Source organism: Pseudoxanthomonas sp. GM95 (assembly GCF_900109775.1).
GTDB lineage: Bacteria > Pseudomonadota > Gammaproteobacteria > Xanthomonadales > Xanthomonadaceae > Pseudoxanthomonas_A.
The window spans coordinates 350,993-377,673 of sequence record NZ_FOAX01000004.1; the positions used below are offsets into that span (position 1 = coordinate 350,993).

Genomic DNA, 26,681 nt, shown 5'->3' on the forward strand with positions numbered 1-26,681 from the left:
GGCCTGGCATCTCCTGAAGCCGACCGCTGGGCGGCGTGGTGCCCTCCCGTCGACACGAAAGACCGGTCATCATGCGTTTCCTCATTCCGTTGCCGTCTTATGCGCACATGTCGGCCTCCGGCCAAGCCCTCGCGCCATCGATCGTGAACGTGCTCGGCGTGGCTGACCTCCACCGCAGCGCACGCACGGCGGCGCGGATCGGCCGAAATCGGCAAGGCACGCGCACATGAGCTTCCGATTCCGCCTGGCCTCGTTCTTCATCGCCGCGCTGGTGGTGACCCAGCTGGCGACGGCTTTGCTGGTCTACCAGGTCACTCGGCGCGAGCTGGTGGGTGAAGGCCAGCGCCAGCTCGGCGCGGCCGCGCAGGCTTTTGCCGCGCAGCTGCAGGACATTTCCGGGCGGGTCGCGGGCAGCGTGCAGATCCTGTCGCTGGATTACGCGCTGCGCGCGGCCATCGCCCAACACGACGAGGACACGTTGCTGTCGGCGCTGCGCAACCACGGCCGGCGCGTGGGTGCATCGCAGATGCTGGTGGTGGACCTCGATGGCAAGATCGAAGCGGACACGCTGGGCGTCGCCACTACCGGCACGATGTTCCCGCATCCGGACCTGCTGGCCGACGCGCTCGAAAAGCCTGCCTCGGCGGTGGTGGCCATGCGCGGCCACGCCTATTGGATGGTGGTGGTGCCGATGCTGGCGCCTGACCTGGTGGGCTTCATCGCCGCAGCCATTCCCATCGACGACGCCACGCTCGCCAAGCTTCAACACCAGTCCGCCCTGCCCCGCAGCGTCGAGCTGGCCGTGTCCGACCACGCCGGGCGCTGGATCGTGGTCGCCCGCGGCATGGACCAGACCGCGCTGGCCGAACGCCTGCTGGAACAGGCGCCCACGCTGCCGAAGGAATCGCGTCTGCTCACCGTCGGCGGGCGCGAATACGTGGCACGCGCAGTGTGGCTGGATCGCGCCCGCAGCGGCAAGCCGGTGGCGGCGGTGCTGGGATATTCGGTGGACGAGGCGCTCAGCCCATACCGACGCGTGGCGCTGGCCTGGGGCGCGCTGCTCGCGCTGGGTCTGGCGGCAGGCCTGGCCGGTGCATGGCTGGTGGCACGCAGCGTGTCTCGCCCGGTCGAGGACCTGGCGGCCGCAGCACGGCGCATCGCCGGCGGCGATTACGATCTGCCGCCGCCCAGCGTCCGCCGCGACGAGATCGGCCAGCTGGCCGGCGCGTTCTCGACCATGGCCAATGCGCTGCGCGAACGCGAGGCACGCATCCTGCACCAAGCCGGCCACGACCCGATCACAGGCTTGGCTAATCGCATGGCCGCCGAAACCGCCATCGCGCGCGTACTGGACACCCGGCCGCTGCAGGAGCACGCGCTGCTGATCATCGGCTTGAAGCACCTGCCGGAGATCGTACGCACGCTGGGCCACGAAGTGTCCGACCGCGTCATGCGCGAGGCCGGACGACGCCTGCTGGTGCCGGCCGGCAAGGCGCTGCTGGCGCGGGTGGCCGATGACGAATTCTGCGTGCTGCTGGCCCAGGCCACGCGCGCAGAGGCCGCCGCGCTGGCGATGCGCATGGTCGACACGCTGGTCGAGCCCTACCACGAGGACGACCTGACACTGGACCTGGCGCCTGTGGTCGGCATCGCCTTGGCCCCGGCGCACGGGGAAGACGCCGGCACCCTACTGCGCCATGCCGGCGTGGCGCGCATGGCTGCGGTGCGGGGCGAGGATGCGGTCGCCGTCTACCAGCCCGACACCGATCCACATCGCCCCGAGCGCTTGTCGCTGATGAGCGAAATGCGCCAGGCCATCGACCACGATGCGCTGCACCTGCATTTCCAGCCCAAGCTGGCCCTGGCCAGCGGCCGCATCGACGGCGCCGAAGGCCTGGTGCGCTGGTCGCATCCGCAGCGCGGGGCGATCACGCCGGACACCTTCATCCCGCTGGCCGAGGAGACCGGCAACATCCGCCGTCTGACCCGTTGGGCGCTGGCCGCCGGCGTGGCCCAGGCCGGCCGCTGGGAGGCCGCCGGCCACGACATCCGCGTGGCGATCAACGTCTCGGCGCGCGACCTGGAAGACCGCCAGCTGCCGCGCCGCGTGGCCGACCTGCTGGCGCTGCACCGCTTACCGGCACAGCGGCTTCAGCTGGAGATCACCGAGAGCGCGATCATGCATCGCCCGGACACCGCGCTGGACGTGCTCGGCGCGCTGGCCGCGCAGGGCATTGACCTGGCCATTGATGACTTCGGCGTGGGCCAGTCCTCGTTGTCCTACCTGCGCCGGCTGCCGGTGCGCGAGCTGAAGATCGACCGCAGCTTCATCACCAGCCTGGCCCACGTGCGGGAAGACCGCACCATCGTGCGGTCGATCGTCGAACTCGGCCACCAGCTCGGCTATCGCGTCACCGCCGAGGGCGTGGAGGACGCCGCCGCGCTGGTCTATCTCACCCAGATCGGCTGCGACCACGCACAGGGCTACTACGTGTCTGCAGCGCTCGACACGGCGCGCTTCGAAGCACTTTTGCAGGGCCCGGCACCGACGGCGCGCGAACCCCGTACCCCATCCTGAGACGCGCCCGGCCCGATGCGGGCGAAGGCGCGTTCCCCCGCGATACCGGCCTGCATCGATGACAGGGCCATCACTATCGCGTTCACCGCGCGAGCGGCATCATCAGGCCATGACCCGATCACCGAGCCATCGATGACCGAGCCCTCTTCCATCGGCAGCTGGCTGCTCATCCTGGACTGGGTGATCCGCCTGGCCGCGCTGGCGTGGATTCCCTCTCGCACCACGCCGGCGGCGGCGCGTAGCTGGCTGCTGCTGGTGTTCTTCGTGCCGCTGGCCGGCCTGCCGCTGTATCTGCTGTTCGGCCACCCGTGGCTGTCGCGCGAACGCGTGCGCCGCCAGGCCGAAGCCTCGCTGCTGATCCGCGAGGAGCAAAAACCCTTGGGCGAACTGCGCTGGCAGCCCGAAGGTGATGGCGCGGATACCGAAATGGTGCCGCTGGTCGAGCGGCTGGGCGACTTCATGCCCACCCACGGCAACGCAGTGGCGCTGCTGGACGATTACGACGCCTCGCTGCGTGCGCTGCTGGAGGACATCGCCGGCGCGCGCGATCGCGTGCACCTGTTGTATTACCTGATGTTCCAGGATCAGGTGGGCGACATGGTGTGCGAGGCGCTGCTGCAGGCCTCGGCGCGCGGCGTGGAGTGCCGGCTGATGCTGGATGCGGTGGGCGCCAAGCCCGGCATGCGCGCCTATGCCGCGCGCCTGCGCGCCGGTGGCGTGCAGGTGCAGGAGCTGCTGCCGGGTGGATTGCGCTGGCGCCGCAGCGGCCGCATCGACCTGCGCAACCACCGCAAGATCGCGGTAATCGACAACCGCGCCGGCTACGTGGGTTCGCAGAACCTGGCCGATGCCGGCGCCTTCGTGCGCGGCTATCCCAACCGCGAGCTGGTCGCACGTGTCGAAGGCCCAGCGGTGTCGCACCTGGAAGCGGTGTTCGCCAGCGACTGGTACCTGGAAACCGGCGAGCGGCTGGAAGTGATCGCCACCACGCCGGTCAACGACGCCAACGTCGCCGCGCAGCTACTGCCCAGTGGGCCGGCGTACCCGTTCTCCAACGCGCGCGACGTGGTCTGCGCACTGATCCACCTGGCGCAGAAGAAGCTGGTGCTGACCACGCCGTACTTCGTCCCCGACGACGGCACCTTGAGCGCGCTGCGCATCGCCGCACTCTCGGGCGTGGACGTGCAGCTGATCCTCTCGCGCAGCAACAACCAGCAGCTCACCGCGTGGGCGCAGGAGTCGTACTACAGCGACCTGCTGCAGTCCGGCGTCAAGATCGCCCACTACCGTCCGCACTTCCTGCACGCCAAGCATCTGAGCGTGGATGATTCGATGGCGCTGGTGGGTTCGATGAATCTGGACATCCGCTCGTTCGCGCTCAATGCCGAGGTCGGCATGATCTGCTACGACGCCGGCGTGGTCGCGCGGATGCGACAGATCGAAGGCGAGTATCTGGCCGAGAGTGATGCGTTGACGTTGGCGGAGTGGAATCGGCGACCGGCTTGGAAGCGAAGTCGGGAGGGGATTGCGCGGCTGGCGGACTCCTTCATCTAGCGTCCCGCGGCGCCGCTTGTACCGCCTCCGGTGCAGGCGCATCCTGCGGCCACAGACGCCCACAAGGAATTGCACCATGTGCCGGACCGCCGTGCTGTTGCTGCTGCTGTGTAGTGGGCCGGCCTTCGCCGCCACCGACGATTCACCCGCCACCACCGTCCAGCGCATCCTCGAGCGAATGGATCGCAACGTTGATGGCAGCGTCTCATTCGAGGAGTGCCGCAATACGCTGATGCGCCATTTCGTGCTGGCCGACGTCAACCACGATGGGACGTTGCAGGCCGATGAGATTCCGCCGGAATGGACCGCCACCGGCCAGCTGACCCTGAAGAATGGCGCGTTGCCGCTGAAGGACTTTGCCGATTCGCTCAGGCCCACTTTCGACAGCTTCGATACCAACCACGACGGCCAACTGGACACCGACGAGTTGACCGCATTCGCCAACGCACACCCGATGCACCTGGAGGCCATGCCATGAATGCCATCCTCCGCGCCCTGGCGCTGCCCTGTCTTGCAGCAGCGGGACTGATCGCGCTCCCCGCCCAGGCCGAAACGGTCACCTGCGAGTCCCGCAGCGGCAGCTACGTGAGTTGTCCGATCAGCAACGGCGGCCGGGTGACGCTCAGCCGGCAACTGAGTTCGCAAGGCTGCTGGGAGAACGATACCTGGGGCCACGACCGCAACCGTGTGTGGGTGACCAATGGCTGCCGGGCCGAGTTCGACGTCGGCAGCACGAGCCGTTCGGACAACAAGGATGCCGCCGTTGGCGCCGCAGTTGCGATCGGGCTGATCGGCGCGGCGATCCTGGCCAGCAAGCACGACCGCGACAAGGATCGCGACCGTGATCGCGAAGACGACCGCTACGACGGGGGGCGTCCCCGCCAGACGTTCGATTGCGGATCAAGCGACAACCGCTTCACCTACTGCGACGCAGGCCGGGTGCGCGGCCACGTGGAGGTCTACCGACAGCAGAGCAAGAGTGCCTGCCGCTACGGCGATTCGTGGGGCATGGAGGGCAACCGGGTCTGGGTGGATCGCGGCTGCCGGGCGACGTTCGCGGTGTACTGAGGCGCGCGGTCCGTCGCAGCAGGCCGCGGGTCAGGCTGCTTTTGCAACCGGCAGCCGCTGCGCGGCCCACGCACCAAAGTCCTTCCGCATCTGCGGCGTCAACTCATGATCGGCGTCGTACGCCTTCAGCGCATGCGCCACGCCCAGCTGCTGCAGCAATTGCTGCGCACGCTCGGCGAAGAAGTAACCCAGCTTCGAATCACGCACGCCATGCAGCACCAATCCGTGCAAGCCGTGCGCAGCGATATCAACTGGGATCAGCGGCGCGATCTCCGCCAGGATCCGCCCGCTCAACACGCCAAACCCCGCCACCGTTGCAGGCGCGGTCAACGCCACGCTGGCGCTCATGATCCCGCCCTGGCTGAAGCCGGCCACCAGGGTACGCGCCGGGGCAATCCCCAGACGCGCCTGCTGGTCAGCGATGAACTCGATCAACGCACGGCGGCTCGCTTCGGCCTGGGCCGGATCGATCTGCGGGCCTTGCGGGGTGAAGCGCACCGGGAACCAGGCGTGCATGCCCGGCCCCATTGCCAGCGGCGCGCGCGCCAGCACCACGTGCAGGTCGGCGGGCAGTTCCAGCGAGAGCGGCCACAGGCTGCCTTCGTTGGCGCCCACGCCGTGCAGCAGCACCAACAGGCCGCGCGGGTTGCCGGTGGCGGGACGCTCGATGAAATGCAGCGTGCTCATGCCGCCGCCTGCGCCGGCAGGGCGTCGTCGAAGCGATAGATATCCATCGCCAGGAAGCCCATGTCGATGCCCGCGTCGATCCGGGTGGCGCGGAAATTGTCTCCGGCTGCGCCCATGGCGACGTAGATCGGCTGCCAGTGTTCGTCGGTGGGATGGGCGCGCTCGGCATCGGGTGCCTGGCGGCGGTAGTCGAGCATCGCGGCCACGTCGCCGGCGGCGAGCTGGTGCTCGACCCAGTCGATGTAAGGCTGCACGTACGGCGCCTGCTTGCCTTCGCTATAGCTGCGCCAGTCGTGCAGGTTGTGGGTGATGCTGCCCGAGCCGATCACCAGCACGCCTTCGTCGCGCAGCGGCGCCAGCGCACGGCCCACGGCCAGCTGGTGGGCGGGGCCGGCCATGGGCTGGATCGAGACCGGCACGACCGGGATGTCCGCATCCGGATACAGCAGGCGCAGCGGCACCCACACGCCGTGGTCCAGGCCACGTTGCGGATCGATGTGCGGGTCCAGGCCGGCGGCGTGCAGCAGCTGGGCCGCGCGCAGGGCGACGTCCGGCGCACCCGGCGCCGGGTACTGGATGTCGAACAAGGCCTGCGGGAAGCCGCCGAAGTCATGGATCGTCTCCGGCTGCGCCGCGCCGCCCACCAGCGGCGCACGCGCCAGCCAATGCGCCGAGGCCACCACGATCGCCTTGGGCCGCGGCAGGTCGCGCGCCAGCTCGGCCAGGCGCACGCCGACCAGCTTGGGATCCAGCGCGGTCATCGGCGAGCCGTGGGAGATGTAGAGCGAAGGCAGGCGGGCGGCAGTGTTCATGGCAAGACCTGTTTGCGGCAGAAGAGAACGCAGCGGTCAGACTATTGCGTCACGCTTAACGGATAAACTCCGTGGCAAGCCAGAATTTGTTACGGGGCAAGAAACAATGGACACGATCGAAGCCATGCGGGTGTTCGCCGCGGTGGTCGAGCGCAGCGGGTTTTCCGCCGCCGCCGACGCGCTGGACATGTCCACGCCCAGCGTCACCCGCCATGTGGCCTGGCTGGAGCAGCGCCTGGGCACGCGCCTGCTCAATCGCACCACCCGCCACGTCAGCCTGACCAGCGCCGGCGCGGCCTACCACGAGCGCTGCCTGAAGCTGCTGGCCGAGTTTTCGGCCACCGAGGCCGCCGTCACCGCACAGTCGCTGGAACCCTCGGGCACGCTGCGGGTCAATGCCCCGGTGAGTTTCGGCATTGCCCGCCTGGGAGACCTGATGGCCCGCTTCAGCCAGCTGCATCCGCAGGTCACCGTGGACCTGGACCTGTCCGACCGCCTGGTGGATCTGGTAGAGGAAGGCTACGACGTGGCCATCCGCATCACCCGCCAGCCGGCCGGCTCGCTGATCGCCCGGCCGCTGGCCGAATCGGCGATGGCCCTTTGCGCTTCGCCCGGCTACCTCAAGCGCGCCGGCACGCCGCAGTCGCTGGCCGCCCTGGCCGAACACGACGTGCTGGGCTACCGCTACTGGGCCGGCGGCGACGAATGGCGCCTGGAAGGCCCGGACGGCGAGGAATCGGTGCGCGTGCGCGAACGCCTGCGCGCCAACAACGGCGACGTGCTGCGCGAGGCCGCCATCGCCGACATGGGCATCACCCTGCAGCCGGATTTCATCGTCGGCGAAGCCATCGCCGATGGTCGCCTGGTCCAGCTGCTGCCCGCCTACAGCATCCCGCCGGTGAAGATCTTCGCGGTGTACGCCAGCCGCAGCCACCTGGCGCCGAAGGTGCGCAGCTTCATCGATTTCCTGGTGGAAGCCTTTGCCGACGGCTGTCCCCGCACCAAGCCGGCCACCGACCTGACGGCGGCCGCGTAGGAATCCCGTGATGTTCGCTTCAACGCCCCACTACGACCTGGCCATCATCGGCGGCGGTGCCGCCGGCACGCTGCTGGCGATCCACCTGCTGCGCAGCGCGACCGCGCCGCTGCGCATCGCCATCCTGGAACCGCGCGCCCAGCTGGGCCGCGGCGGCGCCCATGCCACGCGCCATGCCGAACACCTGCTCAACGTGCGCGCCGGCGGCATGAGTGCCTTCAACGCCGCGCCGGGCGATTTCGTCGATTGGCTGCAGCTTGGCGAACCGGACATCGCGCGTGCAGAGCTGGCCGCGCGCTTCGTGCCGCGCCGGGCGTTCGCCGATTACCTGGCCCAGCGCTTGCAGGACGCGCGCGACGCCAGCTGCGCCAGCCTGGTCCACGTGCAGACCCGCGCGATCGGGATCGAACACCAAGGCGCCAAGCTGCTGCTCGCGTTGGAAGACGGCAGCGCGCTGTCAGCCGCGCACCTGGTGCTGGCCACCGGCAATGCGCCGCGCCCCTTGCCGGCGCGCGGCGCCTCCGCCTTGCCCGCAGGCCGCCGGATCGAAGCCTGGGACACCGTGGCGGTGGACAGCATCGCCGCCGATGCCGAGGTCTGCATCATCGGTTCGGGCCTCAGCATGGTCGACACCGCAATGGCGCTGCTCACCGCCGGCCATCGCGGCACGCTGCACGTGCTCTCGCGCCACGGCCTGATGCCACTGCCGCATGCCGATGGGCAGCCGGCCTACGCGCTGGACGTGGATGCCTTCGCCGCCCTGCCCTTGCGTGGCCGCATGCATGCCTTGCGCGCTGAAGCGGCGAGCGCCGCCACGCGCGGCATCGCCTGGCAGGCGGTGGTCGATGCGCTGCGCCCGCATGTGCAGCACCTGTGGACGACGTTGTCGTGCGCGGACCAGCGCCGCTTCCTGCGCCACGTGGTGCGCTTGTGGGACGTGCATCGCCACCGCATCGCTCCAGCCGTGCACGCACGCCTGCAGCAGGCGCTCGACGCCGGCCAACTCAAGCGCCATCGCGCGCGCCTGGACACCGCCGTGGCCGGCGAGCGCTGCGTGCAACTGCAGGCGCACGGATTGCACGGCCGGCCGCTGTCGCTGGAAGCGGCCTGCGTGGTCAATGCCACCGGCGTGGAACTGCGCGTGCAGGCGATGCGCAATCCGCTGCTGACCGAACTGGCCGGCCGCGGCCTGGCCCAGCCGGGTCCGCATGGCATTGGCCTGGCTACTTGCTCACGCGGCCGGGTGCTGGATGCCGACGGGGTCGCGCAGGCGGCGGTGTTTGCGTTGGGGAGCCTGCGGATTGGATCGCTGTGGGAAAGCTTGGCGATCCCGGAGTTGCGGGGGCAGGCGGAGGAGATCGCGATGGCGGTGGTGTCTGGCGAAGGCGCTGTTCGCCATTGACTCAATGGGTTTTATCCTGAGCCTGTAGCGCTAAAGCGCATAGCTTTCGTGCGGCTCCACCACTCGACTTACTTTCTTTGCTTGTGCAAAGAAAGCTAGGCAAAGAAGCGTTTTTCCACAGACGCATGTCTGGTCAACACACTGCGGGCGGCACGCCTGCGCTTTGCGCAGGTTCGCTACTGGGCGAGGGAGTTTGGAAGGGGCATCCCTGTCCCTTCCAAAAACGACATGCATCCATGCACGTCGCCCTGCGGGTTTGTCCTCGTCCGTTCGCCGTGCCTCGCGGAGGTTTTGGAGCAGCAAAGCAAAGAAACGTCCCTGGATTCCCGCTTTCGCGGGAATGACGAAATGGGCGATGTCGTGCACTGCTGTTGCTGTTGCTCAGCTGTTGATCTTCAGCGCCTTCAAAGCGAGCCGAGCACCGCAGGCTGAAATGGCCGAAGAGGCGCGGGTGTTTGAGCGTAGCGAGTTCCCGCGCCATGCCATTTCAGGCGAGGAGCGCAGGGGACCGGCGCAACGCGCCGGTGAGCGTCAGGCGCTGGCGGTTTTGGCTACTTTTGCCAAGACAAAAGTGGCTCGCGCCGCGAAGCGGCGTGAAAGCTTTGCACTTGCTTACAAAGAGAGAAGCACGCCAAAACGAACCGACACCCATCAAGCAAACACCCGCTGCCACATCTCCCTCACCGCCAACCCACCCCCACCAATCAACACCGAGAAATACACGATGCTGACGGCATTCATCAGATGCCCCAGCAACACCGCCACGCCATCGCGCTGCATCAGTCCGATCGCCAGCAGCAGCAATGCCAACCCGGGCAAGGTGTTGCTGAAAGGCACGAAGCCGAACGGCGCCATCAGCAGCAGCGCGCCCAGCACCAAGCCCGCATCGTTGAGCGTCTCGGCCAGGCGGCGATCCACCAGCGCCGGCAGCCGATGCGGCCGGCTGACCTTCTGCAGGCGCGCGACCCACACCATGCCGCGGCCCAGTGCGCCGCGCAGTTTGTCGGCGGGCAGCTGGCGCGCGCGTAGCGTCGACGGCAGCCACAACGGACGTCGCAGCAGGCGACTAATGCCGACCAGCAAAATGCCTGCGCCGAACACCGTGCTGACGCCGGGGATCGAGACCGGGATCAGGAACACCAGCGTCAGCAGCGCGGTGAGCAGCAACAGGCCTTGCGGGCCGAATTGCTCCAGCAACGCATCCAGGCTCAGGTGATCGGGCGGCAGGCCGTCGATGGCCTGTTGCAACTGGTCGCCCAGCGAAGCGGGCGTCTCGGCAAGCGTCGTCATGCAGCGCGGCAAATGCAGGGGAAGCGCGAGCCTAGCCCGGTGACGCATGTCGGCGCTGTCAGATGACGCACGCGACAGCCGCGTGCGTCATCCGCATTCATCCCGCGCTTTGGCTGCGATCACTGTGCGCGGCCAGGAACGAACGCAGCGAGGCGGGCTTCACCGGCTTGGTCAGCAGGCGATAGCCACGATCGCGTGCCTCGACCTTCAGTTCATCGCGGCCGTCAGCGGTGAGCAGGGCGCCGGCGATCGGGCCGGGGCTGGCCTCGCGCAGCGCATCGAGCGTGTCCAGGCCTTCCAGGCGATCGTGCAGGTGGTAATCCACCAGCATCACCGCCGGGCCCTCGGCCACGCGTTCGAGCGCGGCATCGACGGTGCTGGCGGTGATCACGTCCACGCCCCAGCGGCTGAGCAGCACGCGCATGCCGTCGAGGATTTCCTGATCGTTGTCCACGCACAGCACCTTGAGGCCGGCGAGCGAATCGCTGGCCGGTGCGCGACGCGGGCGCACCACCGGCTCGCTGATCCCGGCCGCGCGCGGCACGGTGATCGAGAACATGCTGCCCTTGCCAACATTGCTGCGCGCATCCAGCGGCGCGTTCAACACGCGCGAGATGCGCTGGCAGATCGACAGGCCCAGGCCCAGGCCCTGCTCGCCCCAGTCGAAGGGCTGCTGGTAGCGCTGGAACTCATCGAAGATCTGGCGCATGTGCTGCGGCGGGATGCCCGGGCCGGTGTCCCACACCTGCAACTCCAGCAGGTCGCCGCGCCCGCGCATGCCCAGCACGATCCGGCCCGAGCGCGTGTAGCGCAGCGCATTGGCGATGAAGTTCTGCAGCACCCGGCGCAGCAGGCGGCGATCGCTGCGCACCGGCGCGGTGCCACGCGCATGGATGCGCAGCTGCAGGCCGCGGCCACCAGCGACCGGCGCGTACTGCGCGGCGAGTTCGCGCAGGATCTCGGCCGCATCGAAATCAGTCAGCTCCGCGCGCAGGCGATTGGCGTCCATGCGCGAAACATCCAGCAGGCCGTCCAGCAGTTCTTCGGCCGCACGCAGCGAGGCATCGACGCGCTCGGCCAGGCGCACCTGTTCGGCCGCATCGCCGCCGCTTTCGCGCAGGGCCGAGGTGAACAGCCGCGCGGCGTTCAACGGCTGCAGCACGTCGTGGCTGATCGCCGCGAGGAAGCGCGTCTTGGACTGCTGCGCGGACTCGGCTTCCTGGCTGCGCTCGGCCACGCGCTGCTCCAGGTGTTCGTTGACTTCCAGCAGCGCCAGTTCGACGCGCTTGAACTCGGTGACGTCGTTATAGCTCGTCACGTAGCCGCCGCCGGGCAGCGGCTGGCCGCGCATCTCGATCACCTGGCCGTCGCTGCGCACGCGCTCGAACACATGCGGCGAGCCGGCGCGCATGTAGCTGATGCGCTTGTTGACCTGTTCTTCGACCTGGCCATCGCCCAGCTCGCCTTTTTCGGCGTTGTAGCGGATCAGGTCGGCGACCGGACGGCCGACATAGAGCATGCCTTCGGGATAACCGAACATGGTCTGGTAGCGGCGATTCCACGCCACCAGGCGCATCTCCGGATCGACCACGCTCACCCCGGAGCTGATGTTTTCCAGCGTGCTGGACAGGATCTCGCGGTTGAAGCGCAGCTCCTGGCCGGCCTCATCCAACACCGCGACCACTTCGCCCAGCTCCATGCCCGAGCCACGCAGCACGCTGGTCAACACCAGCCGCGCCGAGGCCGCGCCGATCGCCGAGGCCAGCAGACGCTCGGTGAACTGCACCCAGGCGCGGTCGGCGTTGGCGTCGAGCTTGAGCTCGCGGCCGAGTTCGCGTGCTTGTTCGGTGAAGGCACGCGAGGCGTGGCGCTCGCCGACCACGCGCTGGGCCAGCGACATCAGGTCAGCCACGTGCACGTTGCCCGGCCACTCGCTGGCGATCAGCGCGCGCCGCTGCGCATACGGATCCAGGAACGGCACGATCCGCAGGCGCTCGTCCAGGTTGGGCCGCCAGCGCGCGGAGACGATCATCATCGTGCCGGCGTTGAGCAGCAGCGACCAGAACGTGCCGTGGGTCAGCGGGTCCCAGCCGCTCAGGTTGAACAGCTGCTGCGGGCGCAGCCACGACAGGCCGAACGGCCCGGTCTGCAGCCACGCCGGTCCCAGCCAGCCCGAGGCCGACAACGTCGGCAGCAGCAGCGTGTAACCCCACACCGCAAAGCCCACCGCCATGCCCAGCTCCACGCCGCGCTTGCTGGCACCGCGCCAGTACAGGCCGCCGATCAGTGCCGGCGCGAACTGCGCCACCGCGGCGAAGGCGATCAGGCCGTAGCTGGCCAGCGTGCTGTCGCCGTTGCTGCCGCGGTGGTAGGCGTAGGCGCACAGCGCCAGCAGCAGGATGGTGAAGCGGCGGATCCACAGCACGCGCGTGGCCATGTCGGCCGCGTCGTGGCGCTCGCCCCAGCCGCGGCGCAGCAGGATCGGCATCACCAGGTCGTTGCTGATCATGGTCGCCAGCGCGATGCTGGCCACGATCACCATGCCGGTCGCGGCCGAGAAGCCGCCGATGTAGGCCACCATCGCCAGCGTGTCCTGGCCCATCGCCAGCGGCAGCGCCAACACGAAGGTGTCGCCGGCCTGCGCACCATGCCCGCCGAACAGCTCCACGCCCGCGGTGGCGATCGGCACCACCATCAGCGAAATGATCAGCAGGTAGGCGCCGAACATCCAGCGCGCGCGCCGCACGTCGCCAACGTCGCCGCATTCGACCACCGCCACCTGGAACTGGCGCGGCAGGCAGATGATCGCCAGGAAGCCCAGCAGCGTCTGGGTGAAGAAGCCCACCGGCGGCTGGCTTTCGAACAGCGTGCGCGCGGCCTCGCCCAGCGGATGCTCGCGCGCGCCCAGCCACTGCCACGACACCAGGCCCACGGCCACCAGTGCGACCAGCTTGATCACCGACTCGAATGCCAACGCCGCCATCATGCCGTGGTGGTGTTCGGTCGCATCGACCTGGCGCGTGCCGAACAACGCGGCAAACAGCGCCATCAGCAGCGCCACGTACAGCGCCGGATCGTGGAAGAAGCCGGTGGCCTCCGGATTGTGCCCGGTCAGCACGCCCAGGCTCATCGCCACCGCCTTGTACTGCAGGGCGAGGTAGGGGATCACGCCGAACAGCGCGATCAGCGTCACCAGCGCCGCCAGCCGGCGCGAGCGCCCATAGCGCGAGGAGATGAAGTCGGCGATGGAGACGATGTTGTGGCTGCGCGCCACCAGCGCCAGGCGCTCGATGATCCGCCAGCCGAACAGCATCAGCAGCAGCGGTCCCAGGTAGATCGGCAGGTAGCTCACGCCGTGGCGCACCGCAGTGCCGACCGCGCCGTAGAACGTCCACGACGAGCAGTACACCGCCAGCGCCGCCGAATAGATCACCGGCCGCAGCCAGCGGCGATTGGGATACAGCGGATAGCGATCGCCCAGCCAGGCCACGCCGAACAACACCGCGGCATAGCCGATCGAAATCCCCAGCAGCACCCAACCTGAAATCATCCACGTCCCCGGCACGATCCGCGCAACGCGGCAACCGGCCGCGTCTTGCCCAAGCGCACAGTGTAAGCGGCGTCACACCGCAGGGGCCGCGTACCGCCCGAGGGATCAGGCGGTGGCCGGCGCCGGGGCGAAGCTCAGGCGGGCGACGGTGCCGCGGCCGGGGTCGGAATCGATCTGCAGGCGCCAGCCCAGGTGTTCGCACAGGCGAGCGATCAGGTCCAGGCCGATGCCGCCGCCATCGCGGCCGCCGCCGCCGCGGGCCATGCGCCCGTAGACGGCGCTGATTTCCTCCGGCGACATGCCGTGGCCGGGGTCGCGGATGACCACGGTGGCATCGGGCTCCAGGCCGACTTCGATCCGGCCGCGGTCGCTGTTTTCCACCGCGTTGCGCAGCAGGTTGCCGATCGCGGCCTGGACGATGGCCAGCGGCGCGCGGATCACGCATTCCTGCATCGGCGCCAGCACCAGCTCCAGGTCGCGGCCTTCGGTGAGGTGGCGATGGTCGTTGACCACTTCCGGCAGCAGGTCTTCCAGCGCGACCACGTCGGCGCTTCGCGCCAGGCGCGAGGGATCCTTGGCCAGCACCAGCAGCAGCGAGATCAGCTGCTCGACGTTGCGCGCGGTGCGGCGCACGCGCAGCAGCGGCTGGCGCGCACCGGGCGGCAGGTTGGGCTGCTCCAGGGCGAGTTCGTTGGCGCCGGCGATCACCGCCACCGGCGTGCGCAGTTCGTGGCTGGCGCTGTCGATGAAGACGCGCTCGCGCTCGACAAAGCGCGCGTTGCGCTCCAGGTAATCGTTGAACGCCTGGCCGATCACGCGCAGCTCCTCGCTGGCATCGTCAGCCACGTGGATGCGCGCGTTGGGCACGTCCGGGCGCAAGCCCGCGATCTCGCCGGCCATCAGGCTCAACGGCCGCACCGCCAGGCCCAGGCCCCAAGCCATCAGCAGGCCGAACACGGTAATGGCCACCGCCGCGGTGCCGATCGTGCTGGCGGTCACCCAGCCTTCCACGCCTTCGAACTGGGTCAGGTCCAGCGCCAGCGCCAGCCGGCCAAAGCGCGTGTCCTCGACCAGCACCACGTGCTTGACCCCGTTGATGGGGAAACTGTCGTGCAGGCCGGGCTTGAGCGTGACCAGGTCGGCCGGCAGGCCCGGGTCGGTCTGCAGGAAATACATGCGCTCGGCCGGGTCGTCGATCCAGTTATAGCCCGGATCGGCCTGGCGGCGTTCGACGAAGTGCTGCAGGTCCGAGCGCATCAGCGAGCGCCACACCTGGCGCTCGGCGTGCTCGTTGACCACGTCGCCACCCATCAGCACCGCGGCGGTGACCACCACCAGATACACCAGCGCCCAGCGCAGCAGGCGCGTGCGCAGCGAGGTCCTACGCGCCATCGGCGGCCTTCTCTTCGCTGCCGCCGGCATGCAGGCGGTAACCCACGCGCGGCAGGGTCTGGATCAGCTTGGTTTCGAACGGCCCGTCGACGCTGCGGCGCAGCTCATAGATGTGCGAGCGGAGCATGTCGCCATCCGGCGGCTCCTCGCCCCACAGCGCGTATTCCAGCCGCTGGCGGGTGACCGCGGCCGGGCTGGCCTGCATCAGCACTTCCAGCAGTTTGCGGCAGGCCGGATACAGGTGCAGCGGCTGGCCGGCGCGGCTGGCTTCCAGGGTGGACAGGTCCAGGCTGAGGTCGGCCACCTGCAGCACGCGGCGGCGGTTGCGGCCATTGGCGCGCGCCAGCAGCGCTTCGAGGCGGACCTCCAGCTCCTGCATGGCGAAGGGCTTGGTCAGGTAATCGTCGGCGCCGGTGCGGAAGCCATCGACCTTGTCGGGCAGCTCGTCGCGCGCGGTCAGCATGATCACCGGCACCGCGTTGGCGTGCTCGGTGCGCAGGCGACGCAGCACTTCGCGCCCGTCCATGCGCGGCAGCATCCAGTCCAGCAGCACCGCGTCGAAGGTCTGGGTGGTGGCCAGGTGCAGGCCGGTGACGCCGTCGGGCGCGGCATCCAGCGCATGGCCGCGCGGTTCGAAGTAATCGAACAGGTTGGCCACCAGATTGCGGTTGTCCTCGATCACCAGCAGCCGCATTGCCTTCACTTCCTCAAGTCGTCGATGACCGCGGCGTACGACACCACGGCCGCGCATGGTTGGCACGCCGATGTCGGAATTGCGTTGGAACCGGCGCGCACCGGGATTCTCCCATAGCCACCGGCGGCTGAATGGTTAAACGCGGCCAACGGGCTTCCGACGAAGCTCCGACAAACGCGGACACACCATCGTCCCCGATCCTTCCGCGACACCGTGCGCTTGCCATGCAGATTCCCGCCCTTGCCCGTTCGCGCACGCTTGCCGCGCCGCGCCTTCGCTTCGATCCTCTGCTTTGGGGCCCGCTGTGTGCGATGGCCGCGGCCATCGCGCTGCTGCAGGGCGCCGGCGGGGATCTGTGGCTGGCCGATCGCCTGTATGCAGCCGAAGGCGGCCGCTGGGCGCTGGAACACCACTGGGTCACCGAGACCCTGGTCCACCAGTGGGGCAAGCACTTGGACATCGTGGCCTGGGTCGCGATGGCCATCGCCCGCATCGTCCTGTCGCGTTATCCGGCCGCACGCGCGTGGTGGAAGCCGCTGAACTATCTGCTGGTGGCCACTCTGGCCGGGCCGCTGCTGGTGTCGTGGATGAAGTCCTGGACCGATGTCGACTGCCCGTGGGACCTGACCCGTTACGGCGGCCTGCATCCGTATGTGGAGCTGTTCCAGCATCGTCCCTCGGGTTACGGACCTGGGCAGTGCTTCCCAGCAGGGCATTCCAGCGCCGGGTATGGTTGGGTCGCCCTGTTCTTCGGACTGGGCACGATCAAGCCGCGCTGGGGCTGGATCGGCTTGGGCGCCGGGATTTCAGTGGGCCTGGTGTTCGGCATCAGCCAGCAGCTGCGCGGGGCGCACTTCCTGTCCCATGACGTGGCCTCGGTGGCGGTGTGCTGGTGTGCGGCGTGGTGTGTACAGCGCTTGATGTTGTCGGGCCAGGGGGAGGATCGGGCATGAGTGCCCACGTGCCAATGCCGCGCAAGCAGCCCACCGAAAGCGGGATCCACCTGCCGGCCTGGATCCAGCGCCGGCCGCAGCTCACCAGCGAAGCGCTGGTGCTGCTGGTCAGCCTGTACTTCGCCATCTTCAGCAATGCGCGCTTCTGGGGCGCGGCGATCGTCGATCCGGGCCGCCAGTGGCCGATGGCCATCGCCCTGTTCGTGCTGCTGGTCGCCCTGCACGTGCTGCTGCTGGGCCTGATCGTCAACCGCTGGACGGCCAAGCCGCTGCTGAGCGTGATCATCATGGTCACCGCGGCGGCTTCGCACTTCATGGTGTCCTTCGGCCTGTACCTGGATGCGGACATGATCCGCAACGTGCTGGCCACCGACCGGCGCGAGTCTTCCGAACTGCTGACCTGGGCGCTGCTGATGCCGCTGCTGCTGGGCGCAGTGCCGGTCGTGCTGCTGTGGCGGGTCGAGCTGATCCGCCGGCCGATGAAGAAGGCCCTCGGCGCGCGCGCCCTGCTGCTGGGCAGCGCGATCGCCGCCAGCGCCATCGCCGCGATGGCCGGCTACCAGCCGCTGGCCGCGCTGATGCGCAACCAGCACGACCTGCGTTACCTGGCCACGCCGGGCAACTGGATGATCTCGCTGGGCAATGTCGCCTTCGCCAGTCCGCCGGGCACCAAGAAGCCCAAACTGCCGATCGGCACCGACGCGGTCCAGATCGCCTCGCGCCCGGCCGGCGCGCGCCCGCGCCTGCTGGTGATCGTGGTGGGCGAAACCGCGCGCGCGCAGAACTGGGGTCTGGACGGCTACGCCCGCGACACCACGCCCGAGCTGCGCCAGGCCGGCGTCATCAACTTCACCGACACCAGCTCCTGCGGCACGGCCACCGAAGTCTCGCTGCCGTGCATGTTCTCGCCGTGGGGCCGCCACGATTACGACGAGAAGAAGATCCGCGCGCACCAGTCGCTGCTGCACGTGCTGGACCATGCCGGCGTCGGCGTGGTGTGGCGCGACAACCAGGCCGGCTGCAAGGGCGTGTGCGAAGGCCTGCCGCTGCAGTCGGTCACCGATTCGAAGGACCCCGAGCTGTGCAACGGCGAGCGCTGCTGGGACGGCATCCTGCTCAAGGACCTGGACGGCGCGCTGGCGATGGCCAAGACCAAGGGCGGCGACAAGGTGCTGATCCTGCACATGCTGGGCAACCACGGCCCGAGCTACTTCGACCGCTATCCACCGCAGTTCGCCCGTTTCACGCCCGCCTGCCAGGTGCCCGACCTGGGCAGCTGCTCGCGCGAGGAGATCGTCAACGCCTACGACAACGCGCTGTCCTACACCGACCACGTGCTGGCCTCGGCGATTGGCAAGCTGGCCGCGCGCACCGACGTGGACACCGCGCTGATGTACATGTCCGACCACGGCGAATCGCTGGGCGAGAAGGGCCTGTACTTGCACGGCGTGCCCTACGCGATCGCTCCGCGCGAGCAGACCCACGTGCCGATGATCATGTGGTTCGGCGACCGCTTCGCCCGCGACGAAGGCCTGGACCTGCAGTGCCTGCGCCAGCGCGCCACCCAGCCGTCCAGCCACGACAACCTGTTCCCGTCGGTGCTGGGACTGCTGGACGTGAAGACCTCGGTGTATGACACATCTCGGGATCTGTTTGCGCCGTGTCGGACGGCGGAGGTTGCCGCCGCGGCGGTGGCGCGCTAAGCCTTTGGCTTTTGCTTAACTCAGAGGTTGCCGTTGCCGTTGTCGTAACTTTGATCTGGCCGTGGCTTCTGCCCGGCTCTTGATCTTCAGCGCCTTCAAAGCGAGCCGAGCACCGCAGCCGGAAACGGCCGAAGAGGCGCGCGTGTCTGAGCGCAGCGAGTTTGCGCGCCGTGCCGTTTCCGGCGAGGAGCGGAGGGAACCGGCGAAACGCGCCGGTGAGCGTCAGGCGCTGGCGGTTTTGGCTACTTTTGCCAAGACAAAAGTGGCTCGCGTCGCGAAGCGACGTGAAAGCTCTGCTTTCGCTCCTGCCTGTGCACCTGCTTGGTGATAGGAGGCCCGAAGCAAGGCCAAGACAAGATCAGTTGCAGAGCTCTCGCGCCGCTTCGCGGCACGACTTCCTTTTGTCGCGGCAAAAGGAAGCAAAACCGCTTCTCGCCGGACGCACGCCGATGCTGCGCATCGGTCCCCTGCGCTCCTCCCCTGCTCAGGCACGGCGCGGGAACTCGCTTCGCTCAGACACCCGCGCCTCTGCGGCCTGATCAGGCTCCGGTGCTCGGCGCGCTTTGACGGCTCGGTCAGGTAAAGCGAACAGCCAGAGCAAGAGCGCCGAAGCAACAGCAAGCCGCACTTTGCGCCGCGTCACCCGCGATGCGGCGTCCCCAGGTATTCCGCGCTCTGCATCTCGATCAACCGCGACGCCGTACGCTCGAACGCGCCAGCCAACCGCGTGCCGGTATACAACTCCACCGGCGATGCATCGGCGCTGCAGACGAACTTGACGTGGCGGTCATAGACCTCGTCGATCAGGTTGACCAAGCGGCGTGCGGCGTCTTCGTTGGTGCGGTCGAAGCGCGGGATGCCGCCCAGCAGCAGCGTGTGGAACTCGCGCGACAGTTCGATGTAGTCGTTGGCCGAGCGCGGGCCTTCGCAAAGCTGGGCGAAGTCGAACCAGGCAATATCCTTGCCGCGACCGCGCAGGTCGATGCTGCGGCCTTCGATCTCGATCTGGCCGGCCTGCGCCGGGATGCCGGCCAGTTCCTCCCAGCGCTGCGCCAGCCAGGCGTCGGCACCGTCGTCCAGCGGCGTGCGATACACCGGCGAACGGGTCAGCGCGCGCAGGCGGTAATCCTGCTCGCCTTCGGCATACAGCACGGTGCAGTGCTTCATCAGCGCGGCGATCGCCGGCAGGAAGCGGTCGCGCTGCAGGCCGTCCTTGTAGAGGTTTTCCGGCGCGGTGTTGGAGGTCGTCACCAGGGTCACGCCCTGGGCGAACAGGCGCTCGGTCAGGCGGCCCAACAGCATCGCATCGCCGATATCGGTGACGAAGAACTCATCCAGCACCAGCACGCGCAGCGAGTCCTTCCACTCCTGGGCGATGCGCGCCAGCGGATCGCTCTGGCCGGCGTGCTCGCGCAGCTGCTCGTGGATGTCGCGCATGAAGCGGTGGAAGTGCGTGCGGCGCTTCTGCTTGACCGGCAGGCCGTCGTAGAACAGGTCCACCAGGAAGGTCTTGCCGCGGCCCACGCCGCCCCAGAAGTACAGGCCCTTGACCGGCTGCGGCTTCTTCCAGAACGCCGACAGGCGATCCAGGAACCCATCCTGATCGTCATCGCACAGCGCGGCGTGGATGCGGTCCAGTTCTGCCAGCGCGGCGTGCTGGGCGCGATCGTCGCTCCACTTGCCCTCGGCCACGCCCTGGGCGTAGCGCTGCGAGGGCAGCAGCTCGGCCTGCGCGGGCGCGCTCACGCGCTGGCCGCCGGCAGCCAGCCCTTGACCGCATGCTGGATGGCGCCGCGCAGGTCGATCAGCTTGCGATGGAAGAAGTGACTGGTGTCGGGCATCCGCACCAGCGTGTGCGGCACGTCGATCGATTCAAGCCAGTCAAAGACGCTTTGCGGATCGACGATCTCGTCGCTTTCGCCCTGCACCACCAGCCAGCGCGGCGGCGGCTGCACGCCGTCGAAATCCCAGCCGCGCCCGGTCGGCGGCGCGATCGACACTAGCACCTGCGGCTGCAACGCCTCACTGGCCTTGAGCGAGACATACGCGCCGAAGCTGAAACCCACCAGCCACAGCACCGCCTCCGGTTGCTGGCTGCGCACCCAGGCCACCACGGCGGCCAGGTCGTCCCCTTCGCCCACGCCGTTGTCGAAGTCGCCCTGCGACTGGCCGACGCTGCGGAAGTTGAAGCGCACCGTGGCCACGCCCAGCTCGCGCACCGCGCGTGCGGCCATAGTCACGACCTTGTTGTGCAGGCTGCCGCCATCGGTGGACAGCGGGTGGCAAACCACGGCGATGGCCGGGACGGCAGGCACCTCGGCGTCGGGCAGGTCGACGGCCACTTCAAGTGCGCCGGCCGGGCCGTCCAGCAGGAAGGTGGTCGATTCGGTGGGGAAGGCGGGCGTGGGCATGGCGCCATGATAACCGGCGCTTCGTTTCCGGCCCTGCATGCGAGCGCCCAAGCCCGGAAACAGCGACGCCGGCCCACGGAGGGCCGGCGTCGGTGTGGGCCGGCATACTTCGCCCCGGCCCGTGGCGCCCCTCCCAGGGATGTCTTACTGGGTGATGTCCACGCCCTTGGTCTCGCGCAGGAAGATCGCACCCAGGATCAGCGTCATCACCGCGATGCCGATCGGATACCACAGACCGTAATACATGTTGCCCGTGGCGGCGACTAGACCAAAGGAGATGGTCGGCAGGAAGCCACCGAACCAGCCGTTGCCGATGTGGTACGGCAGCGACATGGAGGTGTAGCGGATGCGGGTCGGGAACAGCTCGACCAGCCAGGCCGCGATCGGCGCGTACACCATGGTCACGAAGATCGCCAGGACGAACAGCACCGCGATCACCATCGGCTTGTTGATGCGGGCCGGGTCGGCCTTTTCCGGATAGCCGGCGGTGGTCAGGGCGCCCTTGAGTTCCTTGACGAAGGCATCGCCCTTGGCCTTGCCTTCTTCCTTGGACAGGCCGCCGCCTTCATACGAGCTGATCTGCGCATCGCCCACGTTGACCGTGGCCACGCCGCCGGCCGGGGCCGCCTTGACCGAGTACGGCACGCCGGCCTTGGTCAGCGCGGTGGCGACGATGTCGCACGAGCTGGTGAAGGTCTTCTTGCCGACCGGGTCGAACTGGAAGCTGCAGGTGTCCGGATCGGCGTTGATCACCACCGGGGAACTGGTGCGGGCTTCTTCGATCGCCGGGTTGGCGTAGTGGGTCAGCGCCTTGAACAGCGGGATGTAGCACAGCGCCGCCAGCAGGCAGCCGCCCAGCACGATGCCCTTGCGACCGATCTTGTCCGACAGCCAGCCGAAGAACAGGAAGAACGGCGTGGCCAGGGCCAGCGCGCCGGCGATCAGCAGCGCGCCGGTGGTGGCATCGACCTTGAGCGCCTGGGTCAGGAAGAACAGCGCGTAGAACTGGCCGCCGTACCACACCACGGCCTGGCCGGCGGTGGCGCCCAGCAGCACCATCAGCATCAGCTTGAAGTTGCCGCCCTTGAGGCTGTCGCGGAACGGGGTCTTGGAGCCTTTACCTTCCGCCTTCATCTGCTGGAACAGCGGCGATTCGCTCAGCTGCATGCGGATCCACACCGACACACCCAGCAGCACGATCGACACCAGGAACGGAATGCGCCAGCCCCAGGCTTCGAACGCCTCGTTACCGAGCGTGCTGCGGCACGCCAAGATGATCAGCAGCGACAGGAACAGGCCGATGGTGGCCGTGCACTGGATGAAGCTGGTGTAGAACCCGCGGCGGTGGGCCGGTGCGTGTTCGGCCACGTAGGTCGCCGCGCCGCCGTATTCGCCGCCCATCGCCAGGCCCTGCAACAGGCGCAGCAGGATCAGGATCACCGGGGCGGCCACGCCGATCTGCGCGTAGCCCGGCAGCACGCCCACCAGGAAGGTGGACAGGCCCATGATCAGGATCGTCACCAGGAAGGTGTACTTGCGGCCGATGCGATCGCCCAGGCTGCCGAAGAAGGCCGCGCCGAAGGGCCGCACGAAGAAGCCGGCGGCGAAGGCCAGCAGCGCAAAGATGAAGGCCGTGGTTTCGTTGACGCCCGCGAAGAACTGCTTGGCGATGATCGCCGCCAGTGAGCCGTACAGGAAGAAGTCGTACCACTCGAACACGGTGCCCAGACTGGACGCGAGGATCACGCGCTTGTGTCCGGAGGTCAGCGTGCCCGAGGCGGGCTGCGAGGAAGCGGTGGTGGCCATGGTGGTCTCCGGGGTTAGAAGCTGTACTTCACGGATGTCTGGATACGCTTGAGATCGCCGGACCGGTCGTCTTCCAGTTCACGACGTCCCCAGGTCAGCTCGGCGCCCAGATCGAGCTTGGGGAACGGGGAATAGATCAGGTTGGCGTGCCACGACTCCGAGCGCTCGGTCACGCCGAAGCCGGTGTACTCGGTGTCGTTGTCCAGCACGGCCAGCGCGTAGTACAGGTTGGTGCGCAGCTTGGGCGAGAACAGGTGGCGCCACGCCACCCAGCCGCCGTAGGCGTTCTCTGCATGCAGGCCGCCGGTGGCGTCGAGCACCGTATCCGGCGCAAGCCCGAGCGCCATGTAGCGGCCGATGCCCTTGCCGCCGTTGACCTGGTAGCGGATGTCGTCGGTCTTGCCCAAGTTGAACTTGCCGGCCACGCTGAAGGCCGCGCCGGTCTCGTCTTCGTCCAGGTACTTGAACTGCCGCAGCAGCATCGAAGCGCTGAAGATGCCCCAGTCGCCCTTGGTCTGCCATTTGGCGGTGATGTCCGGCAACGCGTTGTCGCCGGAGTTGGAACGCACGCCGGTCTGGTAGGCGCTCATCGTGGTCTGCGGGTTTTCCGCCGACACCGAGAAGCCGCCGTTGGTGTAGCGCAACTGCGCCTGGCGCACGAAGGCGATGCCGTCGACCGGGCCAAGGAAATCCACCGAGTCAGGCAGCACATCGGCATTCATGAAGTTGGACCAGGTCTGGCCTGCCAGCCAGTGGTTCCAGCTCACGTACGCGTGGCGCAGCGACAGCGCGTAGGTGTTGGTCGCCGTCTCGTTGCCAGCGAAGGCGTTGCTGCCGCCGCCGAACATGTCGGCCTCGATGAAGGCTTTGATCTTGTCGCCGTTCTCGGTGACGGTGTCGGCCGAGAAGTTGAAGCGCGAGAACTGCGCGTGGAAGTCGGTGTAGCCATCGCCCCCATCGGCGCCCGCGCCGCCCACCGGCGTTGCGCTGGGCACGTAGAACAGGCGGCCCGAGGACCCGTCGGCGATGCGGCCATCCGAGGTCTCGGTGTACATGCCGTCCATCTTGATGAAGCCACCGAAGGTGAAGGTGGTGTTGGGCATCGAGTTGGCCATCACCGACTGCGCCTGGATCGGCTGCTTGCCGGCCGGCACCTTGGCCACGGTGGTGCGCACTTCATCCAGCTGCGTCTGCGCCTGGGTCACTTGGCCCTGCGTCTGGGTGATCTGCGTGGCCTGTTGCTGCTGCGAGCTGAGTAGCGCCTGCACCTGCGCTTCGAGCTGCGCGACGCGTGCTTCGAGTTCCTTTTCCTTCTTCGTGTCGGCCAGTGCCGCACCCGGCGCCAGCAATGCGAAGACCATGGCAACGGCCAGTGGGCGACGCGACAACGATGCAATGCGTGTGGTCATTCCCCTCTCCCAAGAAGTCCCTGATATGCACGCGTTGCGCCTCCCCCTTACGAAGCGCGACCGCCGCAGATTGGGCGTGCGTGACAGTGCTCACCATTCACCTTTGGTCGAAACGCGAATGCTTTAAGACCAAGGTCTAACGGGGTTGTTGCGTTGCGCAAACAGTGGATCGGTCAAACTTCAAGTCCCCGCGTCGCAGCCGGTTTTTTTGGCCGGTCCTCTACTTCGCAATACGTTCCAACGAGGAGGTTCCATGTCCGATCTGTACCCCGTCGATCCCGCCTTCGCCAAGCAGGCACTGGTCGACGCCGACGCTTACGCCCGCGATTACAAGGCCTCCATCGAACAGCCCGAGGCGTTCTGGAAGCAGGCGGCGCAGCGACTGGACTGGATGAAGGCGCCGACCCGGATCAAGGACGTAAGCTTCGATGTGGATGATTTCCGCATCAGGTGGTTCGACGATGGCGAGCTCAACGTCAGCGTCAACTGTCTCGATCGTCAGCTGGACAAGCGCGGCGACAAGATCGCGCTGCTGTTCGAGCCTGACAGCCCCGACAGCAAGAGCTACGGCGTCACCTATCGCGAACTGCACGAACGCGTGTGCAAGCTGGCCAACGCGCTGCGCAGCCTGGGCGTGGTCAAGGGCGACCGCGTCACCATCTACCTGCCGATGATCCCCGACGCCGCCGTGGCGATGCTGGCCTGCGCGCGCATCGGCGCGGTGCACTCGGTGGTGTTCGGCGGCTTTGCGCCCAACTCGATCGCCGACCGCGTCAGCGACTGCGGCAGCAAGCTGATCATCACCGCCGACGAAGGCCTGCGCGGCTCCAAGAAGATCCCGCTCAAGGCCAACGTCGATGCGGCGCTCAAACTGCCGGGCACCAACTCGGTGGAGACCGTGCTGGTGGTGCGCCACACCGGTGGCGCCGTCGACATGCAGGCCCCGCGAGACCGCTGGTTCCATGACGTGGTCGATGCGCAGCCGTCGACTTGCGAACCCGAGCGCATGAATGCGGAAGACCCGCTCTTCATCCTCTACACCTCCGGTTCGACCGGTAAGCCCAAGGGCGTGCTGCACACCACCGCCGGCTACCTGCTGTGGTCGGCGTATACGCACGAGGTGGTGTTCGACCTGAAGGAAGACGACATCTACTGGTGCACGGCCGACGTGGGCTGGGTCACCGGCCACAGCTACATCGTGTACGGGCCGCTGGCCAACGGCGCGACCTCGCTGATTTTCGAAGGCGTGCCCAACTACCCGTCCAACTCGCGCTTCTGGGAAGTGGTCGACAAGCATCAGGTCACCCTGTTCTACACCGCGCCCACCGCGATCCGCGCGCTCATGCGCGATGGCGACGCCCCGGTGAAGAAGACCTCGCGCAAGTCGCTGCGCCTGCTGGGCACGGTCGGCGAGCCGATCAACCCCGAAGCCTGGCGCTGGTATTACGAGGTCATCGGCGACAGCCGCTGCCCGATCGTGGACACCTGGTGGCAGACCGAAACCGGCGGCCACCTGATCACGCCGATCCCCGGCGCGACCGCGCTCAAGCCGGGCTCGGCCACGGTGCCGTTCTTCGGCGTGCAGCCGGCGGTGGTCGATGCCAATGGCGCGATCCTGGAAGGCGAGGCCGAGGGCAACCTGGTCATCACCGATTCCTGGCCGGGCCAGATGCGCACCGTCTACGGCGACCATCAGCGCTTCATCGACACCTACTTCCGCACCTATCCGGGCAGCTACTTCACCGGCGACGGCTGCCGCCGCGATGCCGATGGCTACTACTGGATCACCGGGCGCGTCGATGACGTCATCAACGTCTCGGGCCATCGCATCGGCACGGCCGAGGTGGAAAGCGCGCTGGTCTCGCACCCCAAGGTGGCCGAGGCGGCGGTGGTCGGCTTCCCGCACGACATCAAGGGCCAGGGCATCTATGCCTACGTCACCCTGGTGGCCGGCGAGGCGCAGAGCGACGAGTTGCTCAAGGAGCTGGTGGCCCACGTGCGCAAGGAGATCGGCCCGATTGCTTCGCCCGATCATCTGCAGTGGGCGCCAGGCCTGCCCAAGACCCGCTCGGGCAAGATCATGCGCCGCATCCTGCGCAAGATCGCCGAGAACGCCCCGGACCAGCTGGGCGACACCTCGACCCTGGCCGATCCGTCCGTGGTGGACTCGCTGGTGTCCGAGCGCAAGGTCAAATAAGGGAGTGATGCGGCTGTGAGCAGCGAATCGTCGAAAGCCGATCGCGTGGTCTGGCACTATGCCAACCGTGCCAGCCTGGAATCGTCGTCGCATGACCGCGATGGCGATCCTGCGCACGACCCCACTCCCACGGCCCCCG

The 26,681-nt window shown here is 68.0% G+C and carries 20 protein-coding genes; 10 read left to right on the top strand and 10 right to left on the bottom strand.

Annotated elements, in window-relative coordinates; genetic code table 11:
- Positions 1 to 71 precede the first annotated feature (71 nt).
- The 5 genes from BMZ17_RS21205 to BMZ17_RS19535 all read left to right on the top strand — a co-directional run bounded on the left by BMZ17_RS21205 (position 72) and on the right by BMZ17_RS19535 (position 5,200).
- A complete protein-coding gene (locus BMZ17_RS21205) occupies positions 72 to 230 on the top strand; it encodes a hypothetical protein (protein WP_175485686.1) in 159 nt (52 codons plus the stop codon).
- Positions 227 to 2,578 carry a putative bifunctional diguanylate cyclase/phosphodiesterase gene (locus BMZ17_RS19520; protein ID WP_093143676.1) on the top strand — a complete coding sequence of 784 codons (2,352 nt, stop codon included), beginning with the start codon at positions 227 to 229 and terminating at the stop codon, positions 2,576 to 2,578. Before BMZ17_RS21205 ends, BMZ17_RS19520 begins: the two co-directional genes overlap by 4 nt.
- Positions 2,579 to 2,710: 132 nt before the next feature.
- Positions 2,711 to 4,132 carry a cardiolipin synthase gene (cls, locus tag BMZ17_RS19525; protein WP_093143677.1) on the top strand — a complete coding sequence of 474 codons (1,422 nt, stop codon included), beginning with the start codon at positions 2,711 to 2,713 and terminating at the stop codon, positions 4,130 to 4,132.
- A 76-nt stretch (positions 4,133 to 4,208) separates the two neighbouring features.
- Positions 4,209 to 4,610: an EF-hand domain-containing protein gene (locus BMZ17_RS19530; RefSeq protein WP_093143678.1), complete on the top strand. Its 402-nt coding sequence runs from the start codon at positions 4,209 to 4,211 to the stop codon at positions 4,608 to 4,610.
- Positions 4,607 to 5,200 (top strand): DUF3011 domain-containing protein, encoded by a 594-nt coding sequence (locus BMZ17_RS19535; RefSeq protein WP_093143679.1) that lies wholly within the window; start codon positions 4,607 to 4,609, stop codon positions 5,198 to 5,200. The genes BMZ17_RS19530 and BMZ17_RS19535 overlap by 4 nt, the downstream gene beginning before the upstream one ends.
- 30 nt (positions 5,201 to 5,230) lie before the next feature.
- Here BMZ17_RS19535 and BMZ17_RS19540 read toward each other — a convergent pair whose 3' ends face one another.
- A complete protein-coding gene (locus tag BMZ17_RS19540; RefSeq protein WP_093143680.1) occupies positions 5,231 to 5,887 on the bottom strand; it encodes an alpha/beta hydrolase in 657 nt (218 codons plus the stop codon).
- Entirely contained in the window at positions 5,884 to 6,699 is an 816-nt protein-coding gene (locus BMZ17_RS19545) for a dioxygenase family protein (protein WP_093143681.1), read from the bottom strand. The genes BMZ17_RS19540 and BMZ17_RS19545 overlap by 4 nt, the downstream gene beginning before the upstream one ends.
- 106 nt (positions 6,700 to 6,805) lie before the next feature.
- Here BMZ17_RS19545 and BMZ17_RS19550 point away from each other — a divergent pair, with 106 nt between their 5' ends.
- The gene (locus tag BMZ17_RS19550; protein ID WP_093143689.1) at positions 6,806 to 7,735 is read left to right on the top strand and encodes a LysR family transcriptional regulator; all 930 of its coding nucleotides are present in this window, start codon (positions 6,806 to 6,808) and stop codon (positions 7,733 to 7,735) included.
- 10 nt (positions 7,736 to 7,745) lie between these two features.
- Positions 7,746 to 9,137 carry an FAD/NAD(P)-binding protein gene (locus BMZ17_RS19555; protein WP_093143691.1) on the top strand — a complete coding sequence of 464 codons (1,392 nt, stop codon included), beginning with the start codon at positions 7,746 to 7,748 and terminating at the stop codon, positions 9,135 to 9,137.
- A 651-nt stretch (positions 9,138 to 9,788) separates the two neighbouring features.
- Here BMZ17_RS19555 and BMZ17_RS19565 read toward each other — a convergent pair.
- From BMZ17_RS19565 to BMZ17_RS19580, 4 genes are all read right to left on the bottom strand, one after another.
- On the bottom strand, positions 9,789 to 10,427 hold the full coding sequence (locus tag BMZ17_RS19565; protein WP_093143719.1) for an exopolysaccharide biosynthesis protein: 639 nt from the start codon (positions 10,425 to 10,427) through the stop codon (positions 9,789 to 9,791).
- 97 nt (positions 10,428 to 10,524) lie between these two features.
- Positions 10,525 to 13,977 (bottom strand): hybrid sensor histidine kinase/response regulator, encoded by a 3,453-nt coding sequence (locus BMZ17_RS19570; RefSeq protein ID WP_093143721.1) that lies wholly within the window; start codon positions 13,975 to 13,977, stop codon positions 10,525 to 10,527.
- Between the two features lie 105 nt (positions 13,978 to 14,082).
- Positions 14,083 to 15,369 (bottom strand): sensor histidine kinase, encoded by a 1,287-nt coding sequence (locus tag BMZ17_RS19575; RefSeq protein WP_093143724.1) that lies wholly within the window; start codon positions 15,367 to 15,369, stop codon positions 14,083 to 14,085.
- Positions 15,359 to 16,063 carry a response regulator transcription factor gene (locus tag BMZ17_RS19580; protein WP_093143727.1) on the bottom strand — a complete coding sequence of 235 codons (705 nt, stop codon included), beginning with the start codon at positions 16,061 to 16,063 and terminating at the stop codon, positions 15,359 to 15,361. Before BMZ17_RS19580 ends, BMZ17_RS19575 begins: the two co-directional genes overlap by 11 nt.
- 224 nt (positions 16,064 to 16,287) lie before the next feature.
- Between BMZ17_RS19580 and BMZ17_RS19585 the strand changes: the two genes are divergently transcribed.
- Together BMZ17_RS19585 and BMZ17_RS19590 are read left to right on the top strand one after the other, a co-directional pair.
- Complete coding sequence (locus BMZ17_RS19585; RefSeq protein WP_093143747.1) at positions 16,288 to 17,016, top strand: phosphatase PAP2 family protein; 729 nt, start codon at positions 16,288 to 16,290, stop codon at positions 17,014 to 17,016.
- A gap of 14 nt (positions 17,017 to 17,030) precedes the next feature.
- A complete protein-coding gene (locus BMZ17_RS19590) occupies positions 17,031 to 18,719 on the top strand; it encodes a phosphoethanolamine transferase (protein WP_254775472.1) in 1,689 nt (562 codons plus the stop codon).
- A 639-nt stretch (positions 18,720 to 19,358) separates the two neighbouring features.
- Here BMZ17_RS19590 and zapE read toward each other — a convergent pair.
- From zapE to BMZ17_RS19615, 4 genes are all read right to left on the bottom strand, one after another.
- Positions 19,359 to 20,465 carry a cell division protein ZapE gene (gene zapE, locus BMZ17_RS19600; RefSeq protein WP_343124189.1) on the bottom strand — a complete coding sequence of 369 codons (1,107 nt, stop codon included), beginning with the start codon at positions 20,463 to 20,465 and terminating at the stop codon, positions 19,359 to 19,361.
- Positions 20,462 to 21,130, bottom strand: a complete 669-nt coding sequence (locus BMZ17_RS19605) for an alpha/beta hydrolase (RefSeq protein ID WP_093143753.1) — start codon at positions 21,128 to 21,130, stop codon at positions 20,462 to 20,464. Before BMZ17_RS19605 ends, zapE begins: the two co-directional genes overlap by 4 nt.
- 144 nt (positions 21,131 to 21,274) lie before the next feature.
- On the bottom strand, positions 21,275 to 22,936 hold the full coding sequence (locus BMZ17_RS19610) for an MFS transporter (protein ID WP_093143756.1): 1,662 nt from the start codon (positions 22,934 to 22,936) through the stop codon (positions 21,275 to 21,277).
- Between the two features lie 14 nt (positions 22,937 to 22,950).
- On the bottom strand, positions 22,951 to 24,345 hold the full coding sequence (locus BMZ17_RS19615; RefSeq protein ID WP_093143759.1) for a DcaP family trimeric outer membrane transporter: 1,395 nt from the start codon (positions 24,343 to 24,345) through the stop codon (positions 22,951 to 22,953).
- A 253-nt stretch (positions 24,346 to 24,598) separates the two neighbouring features.
- Here BMZ17_RS19615 and acs point away from each other — a divergent pair, with 253 nt between their 5' ends.
- Positions 24,599 to 26,542, top strand: a complete 1,944-nt coding sequence (acs, locus tag BMZ17_RS19620) for an acetate--CoA ligase (protein ID WP_093143762.1) — start codon at positions 24,599 to 24,601, stop codon at positions 26,540 to 26,542.
- The last annotated feature ends 139 nt before the right edge of the window (positions 26,543 to 26,681 follow it).

Excerpts from the sequence above, each read along its gene's own strand:
- cls (WP_093143677.1), top strand. The coding sequence starts at position 2,711 with ATGACCGAGCCCTCTTCCATCGGCAGCTGGCTGCTCATCCTGGACTGG.
- BMZ17_RS19615 (WP_093143759.1), bottom strand. The coding sequence starts at position 24,345 with ATGACCACACGCATTGCATCGTTGTCGCGTCGCCCACTGGCCGTTGCC.
- acs (WP_093143762.1), top strand. The coding sequence starts at position 24,599 with ATGTCCGATCTGTACCCCGTCGATCCCGCCTTCGCCAAGCAGGCACTG.
- BMZ17_RS19535 (WP_093143679.1), top strand. The coding sequence starts at position 4,607 with ATGAATGCCATCCTCCGCGCCCTGGCGCTGCCCTGTCTTGCAGCAGCG.
- BMZ17_RS19545 (WP_093143681.1), bottom strand. The coding sequence starts at position 6,699 with ATGAACACTGCCGCCCGCCTGCCTTCGCTCTACATCTCCCACGGCTCG.
- BMZ17_RS19550 (WP_093143689.1), top strand. The coding sequence starts at position 6,806 with ATGGACACGATCGAAGCCATGCGGGTGTTCGCCGCGGTGGTCGAGCGC.
- BMZ17_RS19565 (WP_093143719.1), bottom strand. The coding sequence starts at position 10,427 with ATGACGACGCTTGCCGAGACGCCCGCTTCGCTGGGCGACCAGTTGCAA.
- BMZ17_RS19530 (WP_093143678.1), top strand. The coding sequence starts at position 4,209 with ATGTGCCGGACCGCCGTGCTGTTGCTGCTGCTGTGTAGTGGGCCGGCC.
- BMZ17_RS19540 (WP_093143680.1), bottom strand. The coding sequence starts at position 5,887 with ATGAGCACGCTGCATTTCATCGAGCGTCCCGCCACCGGCAACCCGCGC.
- BMZ17_RS19590 (WP_254775472.1), top strand. The coding sequence starts at position 17,031 with ATGCCGCGCAAGCAGCCCACCGAAAGCGGGATCCACCTGCCGGCCTGG.
- BMZ17_RS19570 (WP_093143721.1), bottom strand. The coding sequence starts at position 13,977 with ATGATTTCAGGTTGGGTGCTGCTGGGGATTTCGATCGGCTATGCCGCG.
- BMZ17_RS19605 (WP_093143753.1), bottom strand. The coding sequence starts at position 21,130 with ATGCCCACGCCCGCCTTCCCCACCGAATCGACCACCTTCCTGCTGGAC.
- BMZ17_RS21205 (WP_175485686.1), top strand. The coding sequence starts at position 72 with ATGCGTTTCCTCATTCCGTTGCCGTCTTATGCGCACATGTCGGCCTCC.
- BMZ17_RS19610 (WP_093143756.1), bottom strand. The coding sequence starts at position 22,936 with ATGGCCACCACCGCTTCCTCGCAGCCCGCCTCGGGCACGCTGACCTCC.
- BMZ17_RS19555 (WP_093143691.1), top strand. The coding sequence starts at position 7,746 with ATGTTCGCTTCAACGCCCCACTACGACCTGGCCATCATCGGCGGCGGT.
- BMZ17_RS19585 (WP_093143747.1), top strand. The coding sequence starts at position 16,288 with ATGCAGATTCCCGCCCTTGCCCGTTCGCGCACGCTTGCCGCGCCGCGC.
- BMZ17_RS19520 (WP_093143676.1), top strand. The coding sequence starts at position 227 with ATGAGCTTCCGATTCCGCCTGGCCTCGTTCTTCATCGCCGCGCTGGTG.
- BMZ17_RS19575 (WP_093143724.1), bottom strand. The coding sequence starts at position 15,369 with ATGGCGCGTAGGACCTCGCTGCGCACGCGCCTGCTGCGCTGGGCGCTG.
- BMZ17_RS19580 (WP_093143727.1), bottom strand. The coding sequence starts at position 16,063 with ATGCGGCTGCTGGTGATCGAGGACAACCGCAATCTGGTGGCCAACCTG.